Annotated in this window: 21 protein-coding genes; 11 read left to right on the top strand and 10 right to left on the bottom strand. The window is 52.3% G+C overall.

The window, feature by feature from the left end:
- Positions 1-74: 74 nt before the first annotated feature.
- Positions 75-665 carry a protein deglycase YajL gene (gene yajL / locus OGW17_RS16050; RefSeq protein WP_012133558.1) on the bottom strand — a complete coding sequence of 197 codons (591 nt, stop codon included), beginning with the start codon at positions 663-665 and terminating at the stop codon, positions 75-77.
- Entirely contained in the window at positions 628-1539 is a 912-nt protein-coding gene (gene panE / locus OGW17_RS16045) for a 2-dehydropantoate 2-reductase (RefSeq protein WP_286452249.1), read from the bottom strand. Before panE ends, yajL begins: the two co-directional genes overlap by 38 nt.
- Positions 1540-1663: 124 nt before the next feature.
- On the opposite strand from panE, the gene OGW17_RS16040 reads away from it, so the two are divergent.
- A complete protein-coding gene (locus tag OGW17_RS16040; protein WP_012133556.1) occupies positions 1664-2155 on the top strand; it encodes a YajQ family cyclic di-GMP-binding protein in 492 nt (163 codons plus the stop codon).
- 171 nt (positions 2156-2326) lie between these two features.
- Here OGW17_RS16040 and OGW17_RS16035 read toward each other — a convergent pair whose 3' ends face one another.
- Positions 2327-3691: an MFS transporter gene (locus OGW17_RS16035; protein ID WP_012133555.1), complete on the bottom strand. Its 1365-nt coding sequence runs from the start codon at positions 3689-3691 to the stop codon at positions 2327-2329.
- 182 nt (positions 3692-3873) lie between these two features.
- Between OGW17_RS16035 and OGW17_RS16030 the strand changes: the two genes are divergently transcribed.
- From OGW17_RS16030 to OGW17_RS16020, 3 genes are read left to right on the top strand one after another with little or no spacing between them, the layout of a single operon-like run.
- Positions 3874-4356, top strand: coding sequence for an Hcp family type VI secretion system effector (locus tag OGW17_RS16030; protein WP_071259904.1), 483 nt, complete (start codon positions 3874-3876; stop codon positions 4354-4356).
- Between the two features lie 11 nt (positions 4357-4367).
- Entirely contained in the window at positions 4368-4835 is a 468-nt protein-coding gene (locus OGW17_RS16025) for an STM2901 family protein (protein ID WP_071259901.1), read from the top strand.
- Positions 4835-5158 carry a DUF1493 family protein gene (locus tag OGW17_RS16020; RefSeq protein WP_071259899.1) on the top strand — a complete coding sequence of 108 codons (324 nt, stop codon included), beginning with the start codon at positions 4835-4837 and terminating at the stop codon, positions 5156-5158. Before OGW17_RS16025 ends, OGW17_RS16020 begins: the two co-directional genes overlap by 1 nt.
- A 56-nt stretch (positions 5159-5214) precedes the next feature.
- Here the strand turns inward: OGW17_RS16020 and cyoE are convergent, their stop codons facing one another.
- The 7 genes from cyoE to OGW17_RS15985 form a co-directional block, all read right to left on the bottom strand.
- Positions 5215-6105, bottom strand: a complete 891-nt coding sequence (gene cyoE, locus OGW17_RS16015) for a heme o synthase (RefSeq protein WP_081353222.1) — start codon at positions 6103-6105, stop codon at positions 5215-5217.
- 11 nt (positions 6106-6116) lie between these two features.
- Complete coding sequence (locus OGW17_RS16010; RefSeq protein WP_012133553.1) at positions 6117-6446, bottom strand: cytochrome o ubiquinol oxidase subunit IV; 330 nt, start codon at positions 6444-6446, stop codon at positions 6117-6119.
- A complete protein-coding gene (locus OGW17_RS16005; protein ID WP_012133552.1) occupies positions 6446-7066 on the bottom strand; it encodes a cytochrome o ubiquinol oxidase subunit III in 621 nt (206 codons plus the stop codon). The genes OGW17_RS16010 and OGW17_RS16005 overlap by 1 nt, the downstream gene beginning before the upstream one ends.
- The gene (cyoB, locus tag OGW17_RS16000) at positions 7056-9047 is read right to left on the bottom strand and encodes a cytochrome o ubiquinol oxidase subunit I (protein WP_012133551.1); all 1992 of its coding nucleotides are present in this window, start codon (positions 9045-9047) and stop codon (positions 7056-7058) included. The genes OGW17_RS16005 and cyoB overlap by 11 nt, the downstream gene beginning before the upstream one ends.
- Before the next feature lie 19 nt (positions 9048-9066).
- Positions 9067-10014 (bottom strand): cytochrome o ubiquinol oxidase subunit II, encoded by a 948-nt coding sequence (cyoA, locus tag OGW17_RS15995; protein ID WP_012133550.1) that lies wholly within the window; start codon positions 10012-10014, stop codon positions 9067-9069.
- Positions 10015-10472: 458 nt separating this feature from the next.
- Positions 10473-11948 carry a muropeptide MFS transporter AmpG gene (gene ampG / locus OGW17_RS15990; RefSeq protein WP_024130594.1) on the bottom strand — a complete coding sequence of 492 codons (1476 nt, stop codon included), beginning with the start codon at positions 11946-11948 and terminating at the stop codon, positions 10473-10475.
- Positions 11949-11992: 44 nt separating this feature from the next.
- The gene (locus OGW17_RS15985) at positions 11993-12571 is read right to left on the bottom strand and encodes a lipoprotein (protein WP_012133548.1); all 579 of its coding nucleotides are present in this window, start codon (positions 12569-12571) and stop codon (positions 11993-11995) included.
- Between the two features lie 304 nt (positions 12572-12875).
- On the opposite strand from OGW17_RS15985, the gene bolA reads away from it, so the two are divergent.
- From bolA to ppiD, 7 genes are all read left to right on the top strand, one after another.
- Positions 12876-13193 (top strand): transcriptional regulator BolA, encoded by a 318-nt coding sequence (bolA, locus tag OGW17_RS15980; protein ID WP_012133546.1) that lies wholly within the window; start codon positions 12876-12878, stop codon positions 13191-13193.
- A gap of 347 nt (positions 13194-13540) precedes the next feature.
- Positions 13541-14839: a trigger factor gene (gene tig / locus OGW17_RS15975; RefSeq protein ID WP_012133545.1), complete on the top strand. Its 1299-nt coding sequence runs from the start codon at positions 13541-13543 to the stop codon at positions 14837-14839.
- Between the two features lie 247 nt (positions 14840-15086).
- Positions 15087-15710: an ATP-dependent Clp endopeptidase proteolytic subunit ClpP gene (gene clpP / locus OGW17_RS15970; RefSeq protein ID WP_003021624.1), complete on the top strand. Its 624-nt coding sequence runs from the start codon at positions 15087-15089 to the stop codon at positions 15708-15710.
- Between the two features lie 129 nt (positions 15711-15839).
- Positions 15840-17114: an ATP-dependent protease ATP-binding subunit ClpX gene (gene clpX / locus OGW17_RS15965; protein ID WP_012133543.1), complete on the top strand. Its 1275-nt coding sequence runs from the start codon at positions 15840-15842 to the stop codon at positions 17112-17114.
- Positions 17115-17298: 184 nt separating this feature from the next.
- On the top strand, positions 17299-19653 hold the full coding sequence (lon, locus tag OGW17_RS15960) for an endopeptidase La (protein ID WP_012133542.1): 2355 nt from the start codon (positions 17299-17301) through the stop codon (positions 19651-19653).
- A 209-nt stretch (positions 19654-19862) separates the two neighbouring features.
- Positions 19863-20135, top strand: coding sequence for a nucleoid-associated protein HU-beta (gene hupB / locus OGW17_RS15955; protein ID WP_003021629.1), 273 nt, complete (start codon positions 19863-19865; stop codon positions 20133-20135).
- A 223-nt stretch (positions 20136-20358) separates the two neighbouring features.
- Positions 20359-22230 (top strand): peptidylprolyl isomerase, encoded by a 1872-nt coding sequence (gene ppiD / locus OGW17_RS15950; RefSeq protein WP_012133541.1) that lies wholly within the window; start codon positions 20359-20361, stop codon positions 22228-22230.
- Positions 22231-22360 lie beyond the last annotated feature (130 nt).

Raw genomic sequence — 22360 nt, 5'->3', positions numbered from 1 at the left:
TATCAGGTCAGGCGCAACATATTGCCGGATGACGGCGTAACCGCCTTATCCGGCCTACGCACCGCCATTCGGCGCTATTCGTAGTAATTATAAATTCCTGCCGCCATCACCAGCTGTGACGCCACTTCATGGGCTTTTTCACGGCCAACCAGCAGATCGATAATTTTCAGTCCAAAGTCAATCGACGTTCCTGGCGCCTGGCTGGTCAGCAGCTTCACGCGCGGGTCCCACACCACACGTTTATCCTGCCACTGTTCGGCGGGAATGTTGTCTTTCAACGCCGGGAAGCCGGTCATATTGCCGATGGGAAAGATATCGTGCGGAACGAGAACCGTGGCGGCCGCTGCGCAAATCGCGGCGACAATACGCCCGGAACGGTGGAACTGCTTAACGGTTTCGACCAGCAACGGGCTGTCGCGAAAACACTCCGCGCCCTTAATGCCGCCAGGCAATACAATGATGTCGTAATCGCCGTCGGCCACCTCGACCAGCGGCGCATCCGCCAGCAGTTTTACGCCACGCGAACAGACTATGGTGAGATTTCCGTCGCTGGCGACGCTCGCGGTCGTGACCTGAATACCGCCACGAACCAGCAGATCGATAGTGGTGACCGCTTCGGTCTCTTCACTACCAGGGGCGAGGCATACCAGTGCCGATGCGCTCATACTCACTCTCCTTTCGCTTTACCATTTCAAACAGACGGGCATTTTCCGGGACGGCGATGCCATGCGCGCGGGCGCGTTTTAACAAATAATCCGTAATATAGTCGATCTCGGTATGACGCAGGGCACGCATGTCCTGCAACATAGACGAGATATTTTCTGCCGTACTCTCAATCACTTGATCGACATAATAACGTAAATCATCCGCCGACGTATGGTGTCCTTCGCGCTCGATAACCGCAGCGACCTCCTGACATATCGCCATTACCGCTTCCGGGTGGTGGCGTAATTCGCCGTTGGGGCAGTCCCATAGCGCGGTAAGGGGATTAATCACACAGTTTACCGCCAGTTTGCGCCACATCTCTGCGCGAATGTTGTTGTGCCAGGCGACGTCAGGCAGCACGCCTTGCAAAATATCGGCCAGATAGCTGTAGTCCCCGTCCTGCTCACGCGCCGGGCCAATATGGGTAGTGCCGTTGGCGACATGAATGATGACATTCCCGTCGCGTCTGGCGGCATGCGTCGTGGTGCCCATCAGTAACGGCTGCGGGATGTTTTGCAACTCTTCGATTGTGCCCATCCCGTTGTGAATCAGCAGGATCGGCGTGGTTTCAGGCAGAATGGCGACCAGACCTCTTACGGCATCGTAGACCTGCCAGGCTTTCAGCGTGACCAGCAGCAGATCGCTGTTGGCCAGAAAATCAGGATCGTTCGCCGTCAGGGATTCGTTAAATATTGAACCGTCCGTCTCTATCAGATTCACGCTGCAATAGGGTTGCGGTACGCGCAGCCAACCCTGTACTTCATGTCCATGTTTGCACAGCGCTGTAAGCCAAAGTTGCCCTAAGGCTCCGCATCCCAGTACGGTAATTTTCATTGTTCCTCCTCACCTGCAACAGCGCCAGGTGTTATGGCCTAAGTATAGCGCCATCAGCTAAGCTTCTCGTTATGTCTCGTTACGGGTATTATGCTTCGCATCAAAAACGAAGGGAGAGGAAAAGATGCCATCTTTCGATATTGTCTCTGAAGTCGATCTTCAGGAAGCGCGTAACGCAGTAGATAATGCGACTCGCGAAGTTGAATCACGCTTTGATTTTCGTGGCGTTGAGGCCACGTTTGAATTAAACGACGCGAACAAAACCATCAAAGTACTGAGCGAATCGGATTTCCAGGTGAATCAGCTGCTGGATATTCTGCGCGCGAAGCTGCTCAAGCGCGGCATTGAAGGCAGTTCGCTGGATGTGCCGGAAGCATTTGTCCACAGCGGTAAAACCTGGTTTGTGGAAGCGAAGCTGAAGCAGGGCATTGAAAGCGCGGTTCAGAAGAAGATCGTGAAGCTGATTAAAGACAGCAAGCTGAAAGTGCAGGCGCAAATTCAGGGGGAAGAGATCCGTGTGACCGGAAAATCCCGTGACGATCTGCAATCCGTCATGGCGCTGGTGCGCGGCGGGGATTTGGGACAGCCGTTCCAGTTCAAAAACTTCCGCGATTAAGTTGTGATGCCTGATGGCGCTGCGCTTATCCGGCCTACGGACAATGCGGTCTTGTAGGCCGGATGGCGGTAGCCGCCATCCGGCATTATGCCCGGTGGCGCGATGCTTACCGGGCCTACAACGTGTGTGCTCTGTAGGCCGGATAAGGCGGTAGCCGCCATCCGGCACTTCTCACGCCAGCCTGATCGCCTGCTCAACCTCAAAACGGTTGGTCACTTTGCTGTCGATCTTCACATAGGCGGAATGCTCTTTCTCTGCGATCAGTACCTCACTCACACCTTCAGTCGCCAGCAAACGCTGTTTCAGCGCGTCATCGGCGGCAATCTCCGGCGGAATTTCCACGCGTAAGCTGCTGACATACGGCGGTTCTTTCATCGTACTTGCTACCGCCAGCCAGACGACGGTCAGCAATGCGCCAGCCAGAAATACCGCCTGACCGCCGAACAGACCATTCACCCAGCCGCCCAGCGAGCCGCCAATCGCGACGCCGAGGAACTGGCTGGTGGAGTAAACGCCCATCGCGGTGCCCTTATAACCGGCAGGAGACTCTTTGCTGATCAGCGAGGGGAGGAGGGCTTCCATCAGGTTAAAAGCGAGGAAGAACAGCTGTACCCCGGCAATTAATCCCCAGAAGTGCACGCCTGCGCCCCACAGCACGACTTCGGCAATCAATATCAACGCGACGCACAGCAGAAAGACCCGCTTCATCCGGCGTTTGACTTCGGCGTAGATAATGAACGGGACTACGGAGCCAAATGAGATCAGCATTGTGACCAGATAAATCTTCCAGTGTTCGGCGGCGGGGAAACCGGCAGCGGCAAGCTGGCCGGGGAGGGCGACGAAGGTCGACATCAGCAGAATATGCAGACACATGATGCCGAAGTTAAGCTTCAACAGCTTAGGTTCGGCCAGCACTTTGCTGAAACTGCCTTTCACCATGCCGGATTCACGGTTCAATACGTGGGTTGTGCTGTTGGGGACAACCCAAACGGTCAGGGCGATGCCGAGCGCGGCGAGTGCGGCAATCATCCAGAACAGGGCGTTCAGCCCCAGTTTGTGGGTGACGATCGGCCCAAGCACCATCGCAATGGCGAAGGTAATACCAAAACTGACGCCGATAAACGCCATCGCTTTGGTTCGGTTTTGCTCGCGGGTTAAGTCAGACAGCAGCGCCATGACGGCGGCGGCGATTGCGCCAGAACCTTGCAGCGCGCGGCCAAGAATAATCCCCCAGATGGAGTCAGACAGCGCGGCGATCACGCTACCCAGCACGAACACGGCCAGACCGCCGATAATCAACGGCTTACGCCCGACGCGGTCTGAGAGTAACCCAAAGGGGATCTGGAAAACGGCTTGCGCCAGGCCGTAAATACCGATAGCAATTCCGATCAAGGCTTCGCTGGCACCCTGAAGCGCCATACCATAGGTGGTCAGAACCGGCAGGACCATAAACATGCCAAGCATGCGCAAAGAAAATACAGTCCCTAAACCCCAGGTGGCGCGCAACTCACCCGGCGTCATTTTGTAATCGTTCATTCCCACCTCTGTATAAAATCCGCGACTAGTGTAAAGCGGCGAGGTAACAGGGTAAACCACTACGGTATGTAGAATTGTGTTGAGACTTAAAAGAAATAGTTACCAGTGCAACTAATTTACTTGCGATAATTACAGTTGTAGTATTTTTGTGGTTATTTCTAATGGAAAGCGGGAAAAGGAAAATGGCGATTCCAGGCAATATGTGGATTTATGACGATGGCGGCGCGCTGATTAAGGGTGGCTGCGATGTAAAAGATAGGGAATACAGTATTGAATTTAAAGGCTTTCACCACAATTTATCTATTCCAACTGATAACGCAACAGGTAAGCCGACGGGCACACGCCAGCACTCACCGATGATGATCGTCAAAGAGTTCGATTACTCCAGCCTGTATTTATACAAAGCTGTTGCAACAGGCCAAAATCTTAAATCAGCAGAGATACGCTGGTACAAAATTAACGATGCGGGTCAGGAGGTCGAGTATTTTAATATGTTGCTCGAAGGTGTGCGGATTGTTTCTGTCTCTCCAACGATGGCAGGGCCAGAAGACAAGAACAACAACCATCTTGAAACCATAGAATTACGTTACGAGAAAATCACCTGGAAGCACTGTGATGGCAATATTATCTACAGTGATGCATGGAATGATCGGCAGTCCGTCTGAGGGAGGCGTCAATGGATACGACGGAAGAAGCGAATGGAACTTATTGGTATCATGGGCACGCTAATGTAACGCCTGGTGAACTATTTGATTTGATATTTATTGAGCAGTTAGCTGATTCATTAGGGATAACCACTGAAGCCGCTACGTTAGTGTTGATAGGTCAACCATTGATTCCCGTAAAAGGAAAATTATCAGCAGCCACGAACACACCGGGTACCAGCATTGCATCTATCTTATGCAGAAAACTTCTGAAAGGGGCTCGTTTCCCATTTGGATTAAGACCGCATGCGCCTATGGGGAAATTTTCTAAATTGAAGATGGTTCCCACAAACCAAATTGCAACTTATATAGGTCGATGGATTCCTTTTATCGGTCATGCTCAGTTAATCATGCTGCTGTTCATGGTTACAAAACATACGCGTGATAAATACAACCTTATCGCACGACCCAAAGATCGCATACAGTGGACATCTTTCTGATGAGAAATTATGAAGCTGAAGTAATTGAATACATCATGAAGAACTACCCAATCAGGGAACGTTGGTTTAGGCCTGGCCTTAAACAGGTTACTAAAGAGTGGACCCTGGAAGATGATTTTCAGTTTGTACCAGAAGATGCCGATGATTTTTTAGTCGATTTATTTGAACATTTTGATATTGAGTATTCAAACTTTGATGCGCGGAATTATATTGAATATGAATATCCATTCTGGCAAAAAAAGCTGCCTGAAATAGAGTTAAAGCCTTTGACAGTAGAGATGATTATAGAGTCAGCAAAGGCGGGTAAATGGCTTTATGACTGAATAACATCCCTCAGATAAAAAAGGGTGCCGAAGCACCCTTGTAGCATTCGCTGATTTTACCCGACCCAGGTCAGCAGGCTGTGTGAGTCCGGCACCATAAAGTCGACGGACATCATCACGCTTAACGCAGTGATGGCGATGATGGAAAAGCCGAACAGCTTACGCGCCCAGACTTTGTCATCTTCCACTTTGTAACCGCGCAGGGCCATTCCGAGCCACCAGACGCTCACGGCTGCCGCGACCACCAGATATTTATATCCGGCATAGCCGCCCAGGGAGAGCATCAGCGTCGCAACGGCAAAGGCGATGATGTACAGCGTGATATGGTTCTTCGCCACCGAGATGCCTTTCACCACCGGCAGAACCGGAATGTTGGCAGCCTGATAATCCTTGAAGCGGAAAATCGCGATAGCGTAAGAGTGCGGCATCTGCCACAGGCTAAAGATCGCCAGCAGAATCAGCGCGCCGCTGTCGAATTCGCCCGTTACGGCGCAGTAGCCAATCACCGGCGGCGCAGCGCCGGAGAGAGAACCAATCAGCGTGCCGTAAACGGAGTGGCGTTTCATGTACAGACTATAAATGCCGACATACACCACGAAGCCCATCACCCCCAGCCAGCAGGCCAGAGGATTCGCGCCAAACCACAGCAGCATAAAGCCCGCAATACCCAGCAAGGTGGCGTACACCAGCGAGACAGCAGGAGAAATCAGGCCCTTGACCAGCACCCGATTCTTGGTCCTTTCCATCTTCCTGTCGATATCCCTGTCGATGTAGTTGTTAAATACACAACCCGACGCCACAACCAGTGACACCCCGACCAGCGTATAGATAAACAGGGGATAGTCGATGCTGCCTTTAGAAGCCAGCAGGAATCCCCCAATCACCGAGATCAGGTTGCCAAAGATGATGCCTGGTTTCGTTACTTGCAGGTATTGCTTAAACATCATAACCGCCGCTCTTAGTGCATCATCATATTGTAGTTCAGGTTCCACATAATCCAGATGGAGCCCACCACCAGAATGGCAATGATCAGCACGGTAAAGACAAAGGCCGTCATGTTCCAGCCTTCGTCAGATTTCGTATTCATGTGCAGGAAGCACACCAGATGCACCAGAATCTGCACCACTGCCATCGCCAGGATAGTCCCCAGAATCACGGCCGGGGAACCTGTACCCGTCATCACCATCCAGAACGGAATGACCGTCAGGATGATCGACAGAATAAAACCTGTCATGTAAGTTTTTACGCTGCCGTGGGACGCGCCGCTGTGATCGGTAGAATGACTCATTACATCGCCCCCATCAGATAAACAACAGTGAACACACAGATCCACACCACATCCAGGAAGTGCCAGAACAGGCTCAGGCACATGATGCGGGTACGGTTAGTGCTGGTCAGGCCGCGACGGGCGATCTGCACCATCAGCACCGCCATCCAGATAAGACCGGAGGTGACGTGCAGACCGTGCGTACCGACCAGCGCGAAGAACGCAGACAGGAAGCCGCTGCGATCCGGGCCCATGCCTTCAACAATCAGGTGATGGAATTCGTAGATTTCCATCCCGATAAATCCGGCACCAAACAAGAAGGTCAACGCCAGCCAGGAGACAACCTGGCTCTTGTTATCCTTGTGCATGGCGATAGCCGCCATGCCGTAGGTGATGGAGCTGAACAACAGCAGGAAAGTTTCAACCAGAACGAACGGCAGTTCAAAAATGTCCTTACCTGTCGGGCCGCCTGCGGTGCCGTTCACCAGAACGGCATAGGTTGCGAACAGAATAGAGAACAGAATGCAGTCGCTCATCAGGTAGATCCAAAATCCGAAGATTTTGGTCTGGCCTGCATCGTGGTGCCCGTGTTCATGCGCGTGGGCAGTCGCGTGCGTTTGCGCTAAAGTATCAGTTGCCATTTTTCAGCCCTGCCTTAGAAATCTCATCGAAATGCTGGTTTTCCAGTTTTTCGACTTCCGGGACTGGTACGTAGTAGTCCACGTCCTCGTCAAAGCTCTTAACAATCCAGCTGATGATCATGCCTGCGAAGCTTGCAATCGCCAGCCACCAGATATGCCAGATCATGGCGAAACCAAAAATAGTGGAGAAGGCGGCGATAACGATGCCCGCACCGCTGTTTTTCGGCATATGAATTTCTTCATAATGCGCAGGCTGTTTGTACGCTTCGCCTTTTTCTTTCATTTCCCAGAAGGCATCACGCTCGTGAACGTGCGGCACAACGGCAAAGTTATAGAACGGAGGCGGAGAAGAGGTTGCCCACTCCAGCGTACGCGCGCCCCACGGGTCGCCGGTCAGGTCGCGGTTCTGCTCGCGGTCGCGAATAGAAACGAAGATCTGAATCAGCTGGCACAGGATGCCCAGTGCAATCAGCGCGGCGCCACAGGCGGCAATCAGCAGCATTGGATGGAACTGCGGGTCAATCTGCTGGCTGAGACGACGGGTCATCCCCATGAAGCCCAGCACGTACAGCGGCATAAACGCCACGAAGAAGCCGATGATCCAGAACCAGAATGCGCGTTTACCCCAGGTCTCGTTCAGCGTGAAGCCGAACGCTTTCGGCCACCAGTAGGTCATACCGGCGAAGCACCCGAAGACCACACCGCCGATGATAACGTTATGGAAGTGCGCAATCAGGAACAGGCTGTTGTGCAGAACGAAGTCCGCGCCCGGAACCGCCAGCAGAACGCCAGTCATACCGCCGACCGAGAAGGTCACGATAAAGCCGATCGTCCACAGCATCGCTGAGTGGAAGACGATACGCCCCTGGTACATGGTGAACAGCCAGTTGAAGATCTTAACCCCGGTCGGGATCGCGATAATCATCGTGGTAATACCGAAGAAGGCGTTTACGTTCGCGCCCGCACCCATGGTGAAGAAGTGGTGCAGCCAAACGATGAACGACAGAACGGTGATACACACGGTCGCCCAAACCAGCGAGGTGTAACCAAACAGGCGTTTACGCGAGAAGGTTGCGGCGATTTCGGAGAACACCCCGAAGACCGGCAGAACCAGGATGTACACTTCCGGGTGGCCCCAGGCCCAAATCAGGTTGATGTACATCATCATGTTGCCGCCCATATCGTTGGTAAAGAAATGGGTGCCCAGATAGCGATCCAGGGTCAGCAGCGCGATGGTGACAGTCAGAATTGGGAAGGAGGCGATAATCAGGATGTTCGCGCACAGCGATGCCCAGGTAAATACCGGCATCTTGAACATGGTCATGCCCGGCGCACGCATCTTCAGAATCGTCACGAAGAAGTTGATACCGGTCAGCGTCGTACCGATACCGGATAGCTGGAGACTCCAGATCCAGTAATCGACCCCGACACTCGGACTGTACTCTATTCCCGAGAGCGGCGGATAAGCCAGCCAGCCGGTCTGTGCGAACTCACCAACGCCCAGAGACAGGTTAACCAGGATAACGCCGACAACGGTGAACCAGAAGCTCAGGTTGTTCAGGAACGGGAACGCAACGTCACGCGCGCCGATCTGCAACGGAACCACCAGGTTCATCAGACCGATAACGAATGGCATTGCCACGAAGAAGATCATGATCACGCCGTGAGCGGTGAAGATCTGATCGTAGTGATGCGGCGGCAGGAAGCCTGCTTCGCCCGCAGAAGCCAGCGCCTGCTGGCTACGCATCATGATGGCGTCGGCAAAGCCGCGTATCAACATAACAATTGCGACGATGACATACATGATGCCAAGACGCTTGTGGTCAACCGAAGTAAGCCACTCTTTCCATAGGTAGGTCCACTTACCGAAGTAAGTGATCAAGGCTAAAAGCGCCAGACCCCCGACGATAATGGCAGCGATCGTAACCATGACGATAGGTTCATGGAACGGGACTGCATCCAGTGTCAATTTTCCGAACATCGTTTTCTTCCTCGGCCCCTTAGTGAGCGGATTCCGCGTGGCTCATGTCCATGCCTTCCATGCCTTCATGCGAGCTGTGCTCACCTTCCGGTTGGGTCATGTCCATGCTCTTACCGTGAGCCATAAATTTGTTAATGACGTCTTTAAACAAATCCGGTTTCACGTTGGAGAAATATTCCACCTGGTTGTATTCGCTTGGCGCAGCCACTTTCTCGAACGCAGCCATGTCGCTCATGGTGTTCGGTGACTGTTTAGCTTTAGCAACCCACTGGTCGAATGTGGCGCGGTCCGGCGTGGCGATAGCTTTGAACTTCATACCGGAGAAACCAGGGCCGCTATAGCTTGCGGAAATACCATCATAGGTACCGGCTTCGTTGGCGATCAGATGCAGTCGAGTCTGCATACCGGCCATGGCATAAATCTGGCTACCCAGACGCGGGATAAAGAAGGAGTTCATCACGGAGTTGGAGGTCACTTTGAAATAAACCGGAGTGTTCGCCGGGAAGGCGATTTCATTCACGGTTGCAATGCCCTGTTCCGGGTAGATGAAGAACCATTTCCAGTCCATGGAAACCACTTCGATGGTAATGGGCTTCTCGTCATGCGCCAGCGGCTTGCTTGGCTCAAGAGCGTGAGTGGTTTTCCAGGTAAGTACAGCAAGGAAAATGATGATCAGAATCGGCACCGTCCAGACCACAGCTTCCACTTTATTGGAGTGTGACCAGTTCGGGCTGTACTTCGCATCTTTATTGCTCGCACGGTACTTCCAGGCGAAACCAACAGCCATCAAGATGGCGGGAATAACGACAATCAACATCAGGCCAAAAGCCGTCAGTATCAGTGAACGTTGTTCCAGTCCAATCTGTCCTTTGGGGTCAAGAAGTGCAGAATTACAGCCACTGAGTAATGCAGTGCCTGCAATTAATGACAACCATCCCAAACTTTTATTGTATTTCCTGAGTCTCATTTAACGACCTCAATTCCACGGGACCTGGTGGCGTTTAAAGTGTGTGGGCATTTTACGGGAAGGTTACATTACTGTAAACATGATTGGATCTGTGTTACTGGGTTCTGCCGGGCATGTCACATATGTTGCAGGATATGTCGCGTTGACTTTAAGAACCTGTTGCAACATCACGTTATAACGAAAGAGGGCTGGAAGGCAGGGCTTACAGGGTAATTGGTATAACCAATGCGAAATTAAAACAATTGTTTAACAATTAATTATCAACAAAGAGACAAATGAAAAACAAAAAATAAAACTATATTGGCTGAATCGAGTAAGGAAAATAAAATCTATAAAAGGCGTCAATAATTTCCAGATGCTATTGCGCACAAAACAACAAATATTATTTTTCGCAACTGCTGATTATTTAGCCGTTATAATTTCGCTCTGTTATTACAACGGCAAATAACGTTGCTCGCTTACACAAGACGTGTTTTGCGTAGCGCCAGATAATCCAGCACCCCGCCGAACAAAATGCCGCATATCGCCACCATGACCCCCGCCTCAAGCAGTTCGGGCAGGAAGGAGAAGCGAGTGTAGTCCACGGCGTTCATCGTCAGCAGCAACAGCCATACCGCCAACAGGCCGCAACCGATCATTAGCGTCAGCAGCGCCAGACCATACGCCCCGCGAAATTCCGTACGGGGGATGAAACTTTCGCTTTCCCAACTGTGTTCAAGGGTTTGACGACAAACCAGCAGAAGCAGAAGGCCAGGCACGGCCGCTGCGACGGAGAAGAGATAAAACGTGGGCCAGCCATGCGCTTCGACAAACCATCCGGCAACGGGGCCGACATACACGCGTCCCACCGCAGAGAGCGCGGAGAGCAGGGCAAACTGGGTGGCGGAAAACGATTTGTTGCACAGCGTCATTAACAATGCGACAAAGGCCGCCGTTCCCATCCCGCCGCACAGGTTCTCGAAGAAGACCGCTGCGGCCATGCTGAACATATGCTTGTCCGTCACGGAAAGCAGCCAGTAACCGGCGTTGGAAACGCCTTGCAGAATGCCGAAAATCAGCAGCGCGCGGAAAAGGGAAAGGCGCTGCATCAGGATGCCGCCGTACAGCGCGCCGACAATCGTCGCCAGCAGTCCCAGCGTTTTATTGACCACGCCGACTTCACCGGCATCAAAACCAACGCCGCGAATCAAAAAGGTGGTGGTCAGGCTCATGGCGAACGCGTCGCCCAGCTTATACAGCACGATTAACAACAAGATCAGCCAGGCGTTGTTGCGGCCAAAAAAGTCGCGCAGCGGAGCGGCGACCGCCTGTTCCAGCGTTTTAGGCACTGGAATGGAATCTTCAGGTTCAGGGGCCAGGAGCGTGGCGATAATACAGGGCACAAGCAGCGCCGCCATCAGCCAGTACATCCCCTGCCAGCCGAGCCAGCGATCCGCCAGCCACAGCGCCAGACCACCGGAGACCAGCATTCCTAGCCGATAGCCCAGTACGCTAATCGCCGCCCCGGTGCCGCGTTCTTCCGCAGGCAGAACATCCGTTTTCCACGCGTCAAAGACAATGTCCTGAGATGCGGAACAGAAGGCGATGATAACCGCCAGCGCCGCCATCCAGCGCAACTGCGTGCCGGGTTCCAGAAAACCCATCGCCGCAATGGCGAGCAGCAGCAGAATCTGCGTGGTAATCAGCCAGCCGCGACGACGACCTAAAAAAGGCGGCGTGTAACGGTCCATGACCGGAGACCAGAGGAATTTAAAGACGTAGGCCTGGCCCACCAGAGAGAAGAAACCAATGGTTTTGAGATCGATATTCTCAACGGTCATCCAGGCCTGTAGCGTGCCGGAGGTGAGCGCGAGGGGTAAACCTGATGCAAACCCCAGAATCAACAGGATAGCTGAACGCGGTTGCTGAAAAATACGTAAATATTGGTTGGGCATGGGCATCTACAGGCCCGACAAGCGCCGGGCCATCTGGACAGAAATTAACGTGCGTTCTGCTTAATGAATTCGTGAATGCTGGTGTCCTGAGACATATCAGCGATGGTGTCGGTCAGGACGCTGTTAACCGCGTTGGCGATATTCTGGTTGGACGCCTGGAATGCGCCTTCAACAGAGTAGCTCGCACGGTAGTTTTTCGTCATCTTGTTGCCGTTTGCCGCCGTCGCGATGATGGCGATATCCGCTTTGGTGGCGATGTTGTAGCGAACGTTACCCTGAGATACATCGGCATACAGCTGATTTACGATGATTTGCAGGTTCACAGCGCCGTTCGGCCCTACCATATAACCGCGTGCGGTCATCTGTTTTTCCAGCACTTCTTGCAGCAGGAAGCGCAGATCGCGGGAGGCGGTCAGAGTAACCAGTTGGTTATTACGCGTAACTTTCGCCAGCGCCTGATCCTGACGCTGGTCGGCGCCGTTGATGCTCACAGTAACGCCCATCAGGCTTGGATCTTGTTGCGGCAGTGTGATTTTCGGCGATACGTCAATGGTTGTCGGCGGTGTTGCGCACCCTGCCAGCATAACCAGAGCAATTAATGGAAAGAGGATTTTCTTTAACATGTTCGGGCTCTCAGTGACTCTTAAGCGTGATAGATAAAAATTCCCGCCATCATAACATTGCCAACGGCGAGGGGAAGTGGTCAACGCATGTAAATTCATCGCGTTGTCTGTTTTCTGACCCTCGGTACACCTTACTTCGGGTTTTCGCAACCAAATGAATGGATAAGTCAGTAAACTTCATACGTTTGAATGAAAATATCAGACGAACGCTAAATTTTTGTTGTCATGATGTAATGTAAACGGTAAAAGCGGCTAGTATTTAAAGGGATGGGTGACATCTCAGCGTTGTCGGAGGAGATATTTCATGATGATACGTGAGCAAATAGAAGAAAAATTAAGGGCAGCGTTCGAACCCGTGTTCCTCGAAGTTGTGGATGAAAGCTATCGTCACAATGTTCCGGCAGGCTCTGAGAGCCACTTTAAGGTTGTGCTGGTCAGCGATCGCTTCACTGGCGAACGTTTTCTTAATCGCCACCGGATGATTTACGGTACGTTAACGGCAGAACTCTCCACAACCGTACATGCGCTGGCCCTGCATACCTATACCATTAAGGAGTGGGAAGGATTGCAGGATACGATCTTCGCATCGCCTCCTTGCCGTGGCGCAGGAAGCATCGCGTAGAAAAACGCATTTGCAACTGTTGGCGCTTTTCCAGTATGTTGCTACAGATTATGTGAAAACGGCCTGCGGGCCGTTTTGTTTTGTCTGAATTTTGAGCGAGATGTACAGTATTCAGACCAAAATTAGCCGGGAATTGTGAAAAAAGCCGCAGCAACGCGCGATAACCGTTCTCGACTCATAAAAGTGATGCCGCTATAATGCGGCGTCTTATTTTTCGGAATGTCTTCGGGATGATTCTGACGACAGGGAATGTGATTGATTATGAGAACATCCCGGTTCCGCGAAGCCAACAACCTGTGCTTGCGGAGTAGAGTTGACCGAGCACTGTGATTTTTTGAGGTAACAAGATGCAAGTTTCAGTTGAAACCACTCAAGGCCTTGGCCGCCGTGTAACGATTACTATCGCTGCTGACAGCATCGAGACCGCTGTGAAAAGCGAGCTGGTCAACGTAGCGAAGAAAGTGCGTATTGACGGCTTCCGCAAGGGCAAAGTACCGATGAATGTTGTTGCTCAGCGTTATGGCGCTTCTGTTCGCCAGGACGTTCTGGGTGACCTGATGAGCCGTAACTTCGTTGACGCGATCATCAAAGAAAAAATCAACCCGGCTGGCGCACCGAACTATGTTCCGGGCGAATACAAACTGGGCGAAGACTTCACCTACGCTGTAGAATTTGAAGTCTACCCGGAAGTTGAACTGACCGGTCTGGAATCCATCGAAGTTGAAAAACCGGTTGTTGAAGTGACCGACGCCGATGTTGACGTGATGCTGGACACCCTGCGTAAACAGCAGGCAACCTGGAAAGACAAAGACGGCGCTGCTGATGCAGAAGACCGTGTAACCATCGACTTCACCGGTTCTGTTGACGGTGAAGAGTTCGAAGGCGGCAAAGCGTCTGACTTCGTACTGGCGATGGGCCAGGGTCGTATGATCCCGGGCTTTGAAGACGGTATCAAAGGTCACAAAGCAGGCGAAGAGTTCACTATCGACGTGACCTTCCCGGAAGAATATCACGCTGAAAACCTGAAAGGTAAAGCTGCTAAATTCGCTATCAACCTGAAGAAAGTTGAAGAGCGCGAGCTGCCGGAACTGACCGAAGAATTCATCAAGCGTTTCGGCGTTGAAGATGGTTCTGTTGCTGGTCTGCGTACTGAAGTGCGTAAAAACATGGAACGCGAGCTGAAAGGCGCTGTGCGTAACCGCGTGAAGTCTCAGGCGATTGAAGGCCTGGTGAAAGCGAACGACATCGACGTTCCATCTGCGCTGATCGACAGCGAAGTTGACGTTCTGCGTCGTCAGGCTGCACAGCGTTTCGGCGGCAACGAGAAACAAGCGCTGGAACTGCCGCGTGAACTGTTCGAAGAACAGGCTAAGCGTCGCGTTGTTGTCGGCCTGCTGCTGGGCGAAGTGATTCGCACTCAGGAGCTGAAAGCTGACGAAGAGCGCGTTAAAGGTCTGATCGAAGAGATGGCTTCTGCGTACGAAGATCCGAAAGAAGTTATCGAGTTCTACAGCAAAAACAAAGAGCTGATGGACAACATGCGTAACGTCGCTCTGGAAGAGCAGGCCGTTGAAGCCGTTCTGGCGAAAGCGAAAGTGACTGAAAAAGCCACTTCCTTCAACGAACTGATGAACCAGCAGGCGTAATTCGTCGCTTAATTAGCACGAAATTCGCACAAGGGCCCGTCACCTCCAGGTGGCGGGCTTTTTTTTTGTCACGCATTTTGCATGGAAGAGTGCGAAAACAGCGTTTCAGTGTTAGCGTTACAACAAAAGATTGTTATGCTTGAATTATGGCGATGCCGTACCCATAACAGAGGGACTAGCTGATAATCCGTCCATAAGGTTACAATCGGTACAGCAGGTTTTTTCAATTTTTATCCAGGAGACGGAAATGTCATACAGCGGCGAACGAGATAACTTTGCACCCCATATGGCGCTGGTGCCGATGGTCATTGAACAGACCTCACGTGGTGAGCGCTCTTTTGATATCTATTCTCGTCTACTTAAGGAACGTGTCATTTTTCTGACCGGCCAGGTCGAAGACCATATGGCTAACCTGATTGTGGCGCAGATGCTGTTCCTGGAAGCGGAAAACCCGGAAAAAGATATCTACCTGTACATTAACTCCCCAGGCGGAGTTATTACCGCAGGGATGTCTATCTACGACACCATGCAGTTTATTAAGCCGGACGTTAGCACGATTTGTATGGGCCAGGCGGCTTCTATGGGCGCGTTCCTGCTGACTGCTGGCGCAAAAGGCAAACGTTTCTGCCTGCCTAACTCTCGCGTCATGATTCACCAGCCTCTCGGCGGTTATCAGGGCCAGGCGACAGATATTGAAATTCATGCCCGTGAAATCCTGAAGGTGAAAGGGCGCATGAATGAACTTATGGCGCACCATACGGGTCAGTCTCTTGAGCAGATTGAACGTGATACCGAGCGCGACCGCTTCCTCTCCGCGTCTGAAGCGGTGGAGTACGGTCTGGTCGACTCGATTTTGACCCATCGTAATTGATGCCCAGGGCGCAGGTGTGCCGCTATAATACTATCCAGGGGCGGCACAACGCTGACAAGCGACTTGCGCCTGAGAATGGCATTTGCGTCGTCGTGTGCGGCACAAAGAACAAAGAAGAGGTTTTGACTCATGACAGATAAACGCAAAGATGGCTCGGGCAAATTGTTGTACTGCTCTTTTTGCGGCAAAAGCCAGCATGAAGTGCGCAAGCTGATTGCCGGTCCATCCGTGTATATCTGCGACGAATGTGTTGATCTATGTAACGACATCATTCGCGAAGAGATTAAGGAAGTGGCACCGCACCGTGAACGCAGTGCGCTGCCGACGCCACATGAAATTCGCAACCATCTGGACGATTATGTTATCGGCCAGGAGCAGGCGAAAAAAGTGCTGGCGGTCGCGGTATACAACCACTACAAACGTCTGCGCAACGGCGACACCAGCAATGGCGTTGAGTTGGGCAAAAGTAACATTCTGCTGATCGGGCCGACCGGTTCCGGTAAAACGCTGCTGGCCGAAACGCTGGCGCGCCTGCTGGACGTACCGTTCACCATGGCGGATGCCACCACCCTGACCGAAGCCGGTTATGTGGGCGAAGATGTTGAGAACATCATTCAGAAGCTGTTGCAAAAATGCGATTACGATGTGCAGAAAGCGCAGCGCGGTATTGTCTACATCGATGAAATCGACAAGATTTCCCGTAAGTCTGACAACCCGTCCATTACCCGTGACGTTTCCGGTGAAGGCGTACAGCAGGCGCTGTTGAAACTGATCGAAGGGACGGTTGCCGCCGTTCCGCCGCAGGGAGGACGCAAGCATCCGCAGCAGGAGTTCTTGCAGGTTGATACCTCTAAGATCCTGTTTATCTGCGGCGGCGCGTTCGCTGGTTTGGATAAAGTGATTGCTAACCGTGTTGAAACCGGCTCCGGCATTGGTTTTGGCGCAACGGTCAAAGCGAAATCCGACAAGGCCAGCGAAGGCGAACTGCTGGCGCAGGTTGAGCCGGAAGATCTGATCAAATTTGGTCTGATTCCTGAGTTTATTGGTCGTCTGCCGGTTGTGGCGACGCTGAATGAGCTGAGTGAAGAAGCGCTGATCCAGATCCTGAAAGAGCCGAAAAACGCCCTGACCAAACAGTATCAGGCGCTGTTTAACTTGGAAGGCGTCGATCTGGAATTTCGTGACGAAGCGCTGGATGCTATCGCGAAGAAAGCGATGGCGCGTAAAACCGGCGCCCGTGGTCTGCGTTCCATCGTTGAAGCGGCGCTGCTTGATACCATGTACGATCTGCCTTCTATGGAAGACGTTGAAAAAGTGGTTATCGACGAGTCCGTCATCGGCGGTCAGAGCAAGCCGTTGCTGATTTACGGCAAGCCGGAAGCGCAGCAGGCATCTGGTGAATAATTAACCAACTCATACAATCAGTTAACGAAAAAGGGGGGATTTTATCCCCCCTTTTATTTTTCCGTAAACATGGCGTTGAATGTGTGGGAAACATCCCCATATACTGACATACATGTTAATGGCTGCGTGAAGCACAGTCGCGCAGTCTGATTACCTGGCGGACACTAAACTAAGAGAGAGCTCTATGAATCCTGAGCGTTCTGAACGCATTGAAATCCCCGTATTGCCGTTGCGCGATGTGGTGGTTTATCCGCACATGGTCATACCCTTATTTGTAGGGCGGGAAAAATCTATCCGTTGTCTGGAAGCGGCTATGGACCATGATAAAAAAATCATGCTGGTCGCCCAGAAAGAAGCATCAACGGATGAGCCGGGTGTAAACGATCTTTTCACCGTCGGGACCGTGGCCTCAATTTTGCAAATGCTGAAACTGCCTGACGGTACAGTCAAAGTGCTGGTTGAGGGGTTGCAGCGCGCGCGTATTTCTGCGCTGTCAGATAACGGCGAACACTTTTCCGCTAAGGCGGAATACCTTGAATCGCCAGCGATTGATGAGCGCGAGCAGGAAGTGCTGGTGCGCACTGCCATCAGTCAGTTCGAAGGCTACATCAAGCTGAACAAAAAAATCCCACCGGAAGTGCTGACGTCGCTCAATAGCATTGACGATCCTGCGCGTCTGGCGGACACCATCGCTGCCCATATGCCGCTGAAACTGGCGGATAAGCAGTCCGTGCTGGAGATGTCCGACGTTAACGAACGTCTGGAGTATCTGATGGCGATGATGGAATCTGAAATCGATCTGTTGCAGGTTGAGAAGCGTATTCGCAACCGCGTTAAAAAGCAGATGGAGAAATCTCAGCGTGAGTACTATCTGAATGAGCAAATGAAAGCCATTCAGAAAGAACTGGGCGAGATGGACGACGCGCCGGATGAAAACGAAGCGCTGAAGCGTAAAATCGATGCGGCGAAAATGCCGAAAGAGGCAAAAGAGAAAGCGGAAGCAGAATTGCAGAAGCTGAAAATGATGTCTCCGATGTCGGCGGAAGCGACGGTTGTACGCGGCTACATCGACTGGATGGTGCAGGTGCCGTGGAACGCGCGTAGCAAGGTCAAAAAAGACCTGCGTCAGGCACAGGAAATTCTCGACACAGACCATTACGGTCTGGAGCGTGTGAAAGATCGCATCCTTGAGTATCTCGCGGTACAAAGCCGTGTAAACAAAATCAAAGGGCCGATCCTGTGTCTGGTTGGGCCGCCGGGGGTAGGTAAAACCTCTCTGGGTCAGTCCATCGCCAAAGCGACCGGGCGTAAATATATCCGTATGGCGCTCGGCGGCGTGCGTGATGAAGCAGAAATCCGCGGCCACCGCCGGACATACATCGGCTCTATGCCGGGTAAACTGATCCAGAAAATGGCTAAAGTGGGCGTTAAAAACCCACTGTTCCTGCTCGATGAGATCGACAAAATGTCTTCCGACATGCGTGGCGATCCGGCCTCTGCGCTGCTTGAGGTGCTGGACCCTGAGCAGAACGTGGCGTTCAGCGATCACTACCTGGAAGTGGATTACGATCTCAGCGACGTGATGTTCGTTGCCACCTCCAACTCCATGAACATTCCGGCGCCACTGCTGGATCGTATGGAAGTGATTCGTCTGTCCGGTTATACCGAAGACGAGAAGCTGAACATTGCTAAACAGCACCTGCTGCCGAAACAGATCGAGCGTAACGCACTGAAGAAAGGTGAGCTGACGGTTGAGGATAGCGCCATTATCGGCATTATCCGTTACTACACCCGTGAAGCGGGCGTGCGTAGCCTGGAGCGTGAAATCTCCAAACTGTGCCGCAAAGCCGTGAAACAGCTGCTGCTGGATAAGTCGCTGAAACACATTGTGATCGATGGCGATAACCTGCATGACTACCTCGGCGTACAGCGCTTTGACTACGGCCGCGCGGACAACGAAAACCGTGTGGGTCAGGTAACGGGTCTGGCATGGACGGAAGTGGGCGGCGACCTGCTGACCATCGAAACCGCCTGTGTGCCGGGTAAAGGCAAACTGACTTACACCGGTTCTCTCGGTGAGGTTATGCAGGAATCTATTCAGGCTGCGCTGACCGTGGTGCGTGCGCGTGCGGAAAAACTGGGTATTAATCCAGACTTTTACGAAAAACGTGACATCCACGTTCACGTACCGGAAGGGGCGACGCCGAAAGACGGCCCGAGCGCCGGTATTGCGATGTGTACCGCGCTGGTCTCCTGCCTGACGGGTAATCCTGTTCGCGCTGATGTGGCGATGACCGGGGAAATTACCCTGCGAGGCCAGGTACTGCCTATCGGCGGCCTGAAAGAGAAACTGCTGGCGGCGCACCGTGGCGGGATCAAAACCGTGTTAATTCCGTTTGAGAATAAACGCGATCTGGAAGAGATTCCAGACAACGTTATTGCCGATCTGGACATTCATCCGGTGAAACGCATTGAGGAAGTTCTGACTCTTGCGTTGCAAAATGAGCCGTCCGGCATACAGGTTGTCACCGCAAAATAGTGACCTCGCGCAAATAGCGCTAAGAAAAACAGGGCTGGCAGGGCATTTCGTGCTTGCCAGCCTTTTTTTGTATAGCTAATTTAGATGACGGATCGGGCTTGCCATCATTAACGGGTGTTGTAAGGGCATGGCAGGCCTGATATAACTGCTGCGCGGTCGCACTTTGAAGGATTCCGGTGCGATATAAATTATAAAAGAGGAAGAGAAGAGTGAATAAATCTCAACTGATCGACAAAATTGCTGCAGGGGCTGATATCTCTAAGGCTGCGGCTGGACGTGCGTTAGATGCAATTATTGCTTCTGTCACTGAATCACTGAAAGAAGGTGATGATGTAGCGCTGGTAGGTTTTGGTACTTTTGCTGTTAAAGAGCGTGCTGCCCGTACTGGTCGCAACCCGCAAACAGGTAAAGAGATCACCATCGCCGCCGCTAAAGTGCCGGGTTTCCGTGCAGGTAAAGCGCTGAAAGACGCGGTAAACTAAGAGCTTCTCCCCCTGGGGATGTGACAAAGTACAAGGGCGCATCATCTGATGTGCCTTTTTTATTTGTCCAGTACTACTTTATTTGAGTTTATGCTGGTTGTGGGCTGACAATTACCCCGGTTTCTTGTCACAATACAGCTTTCCGCGCAGCGTTCAGAAAACGCTATGCTGCGTGAAGTATGAATACGCAAAACAGTCACCTACAGCGGAGTGTGGTTACACCATGATGGACAGCTTACGCACGGCTGCTAACAGTCTCGTGCTCAAGATTATTTTCGGTATCATTATCGTGTCGTTCATTTTGACCGGCGTGAGTGGTTACCTGATTGGCGGAAGCAATAACTACGCCGCAAAAGTGAATGACCAGGAAATCAGCCGCTCGCAGTTTGAGAATGCGTTTAACAGCGAACGTAATCGTATGCAGCAGCAGCTGGGCGATCAGTATTCTGAACTGGCGGCGAATGAAGGCTACATGAAAACGCTGCGTCAGCAGGTACTGAATCGTCTTATCGATGAAGCCTTGCTGGATCAATACGCGCATGAGCTTAAACTCAGCATCAGCGACGAACAGGTTAAGCAGGCCATCTTTTCAACGGCGGCTTTCCAGGTTGACGGCAAATTTGATAACAACCGCTACAACGCGATTGTGAATCAGATGGGGATGACAGCCGATCAGTATGCTCAGGCATTGCGTAACCAGCTCACCACCCAGCAACTGATTGCTGGTGTTGCCGGTACTGATTTCATGCTGAAAGGTGAAACGGACGAGCTGGCGGCGTTAGTCGCGCAGCAGCGTGTGGTGCGTGAAGCGACGATTGACGTGAACGCACTGGCTGCGAAGCAGCAGGCTACCGATCAGGAAGTGTCCAGCTACTACGAGCAGAACAAGAACCGCTTTATGACCCCGGAGCAGTTCCGCGTGAGCTACATCAAGCTGGATGCGGCTGCCATGCAGGAAACGGTCAACGATGCGGATATCCAGTCTTACTATGACCAGCATCAGGATCAGTTCACCCAGCCGCAGCGTAACCGTTACAGCGTCATTCAGACCAAAACGGAAGATGAAGCGAAAGCGGTGCTGGACGCGCTGAACAAAGGCGGTGATTTTGCCGCGCTGGCGAAAGAGAAATCCGCAGACATTATCTCTGCGCGCAACGGCGGCGATATGGGCTGGCTGGAAGACGCCACCACGCCGGACGAACTGAAAAATGCCGGCCTGAAAGAAAAAGGCCAGCTGTCTGGCGTGATTAAATCCTCTGTTGGCTTCCTGGTTGCGCGTCTGGATGATGTTCAGCCTGCGAAAGTGAAGCCGCTGAGCGAAGCGCGTGATGACATTGCCGCGAAAGTGAAGCAGGAAAAAGCGCTGGATGCCTATTACGCGCTGCAACAAAAAGTCAGCGATGCGGCGAGCAACGATACCGAATCTCTGGCGGGCGCTGAACAGGCCGCTGGCGTGAAAGCGGTTGAAACCGGCTGGTTCAGCCATGACAACCTGCCAGAAGAGCTGAATTTTAAACCGGTTGCCGATGCTATCTTCAACGGTGGTCTGGTTGGCGAGAACGGTACGCCGGGCAGCAACTCCGATATCATCACCGTGGATGGCGACCGCGCATTCGTGCTGCGCATCAGCGAGCATAAACCTGAAGCGGTTAAGCCTCTGGCTGACGTGAAAGAGCAGGTGGCTGCGCTCGTTAAGCACAACAAAGCAGAGCAGCAGGCAAAACTGGATGCTGACAAACTGCTGGTTGAGCTGAAAGCGGGTAAAGGCGCAGAAGCGATGAAAGCGGCCGGTCTGAGCTTTGGCGAAGCGAAAACGCTGAGCCGTACCGGGCAGGACCCGGTAAGCCAGGCTGCGTTTGCGCTGGGTCTGCCAGAGAAAGATAAGCCGAGCTATGGCGTCGCTAACGATATGCAGGGCAACGTTGTGCTGCTGGCGCTGGACGACGTGAAAGCGGGCTCTATGCCGGAAGAGCAGAAAAAAGCGATGGTTCAGGGTATTACCCAGAATAACGCGCAGATTACCTTTGAAGCGCTGATGAGTAACCTGCGTAAAGCGGCGAAAATCAAAGTCGGCGATGCGCTGGAACAGCAGTAATCACCGAGACGCTTCGCAAAAAACTGCAAAAAGTTGTAACCCTCAAAGGCCGCCTTCGCGGCCTTTTCCATTTCTGATATTTGCTATTTGTTTGCCTTTCGCCGCCCCGCTATCGTGATGCCACTGTTAA

The organism is Citrobacter sp. CK181, from assembly GCF_030333595.1.
In the GTDB taxonomy this organism is placed as follows: domain Bacteria; phylum Pseudomonadota; class Gammaproteobacteria; order Enterobacterales; family Enterobacteriaceae; genus Citrobacter_B; species Citrobacter_B koseri.
Note: the sequence above shows the minus strand (reverse complement) of the source record. Positions and strands in the feature narration are given on the sequence as shown.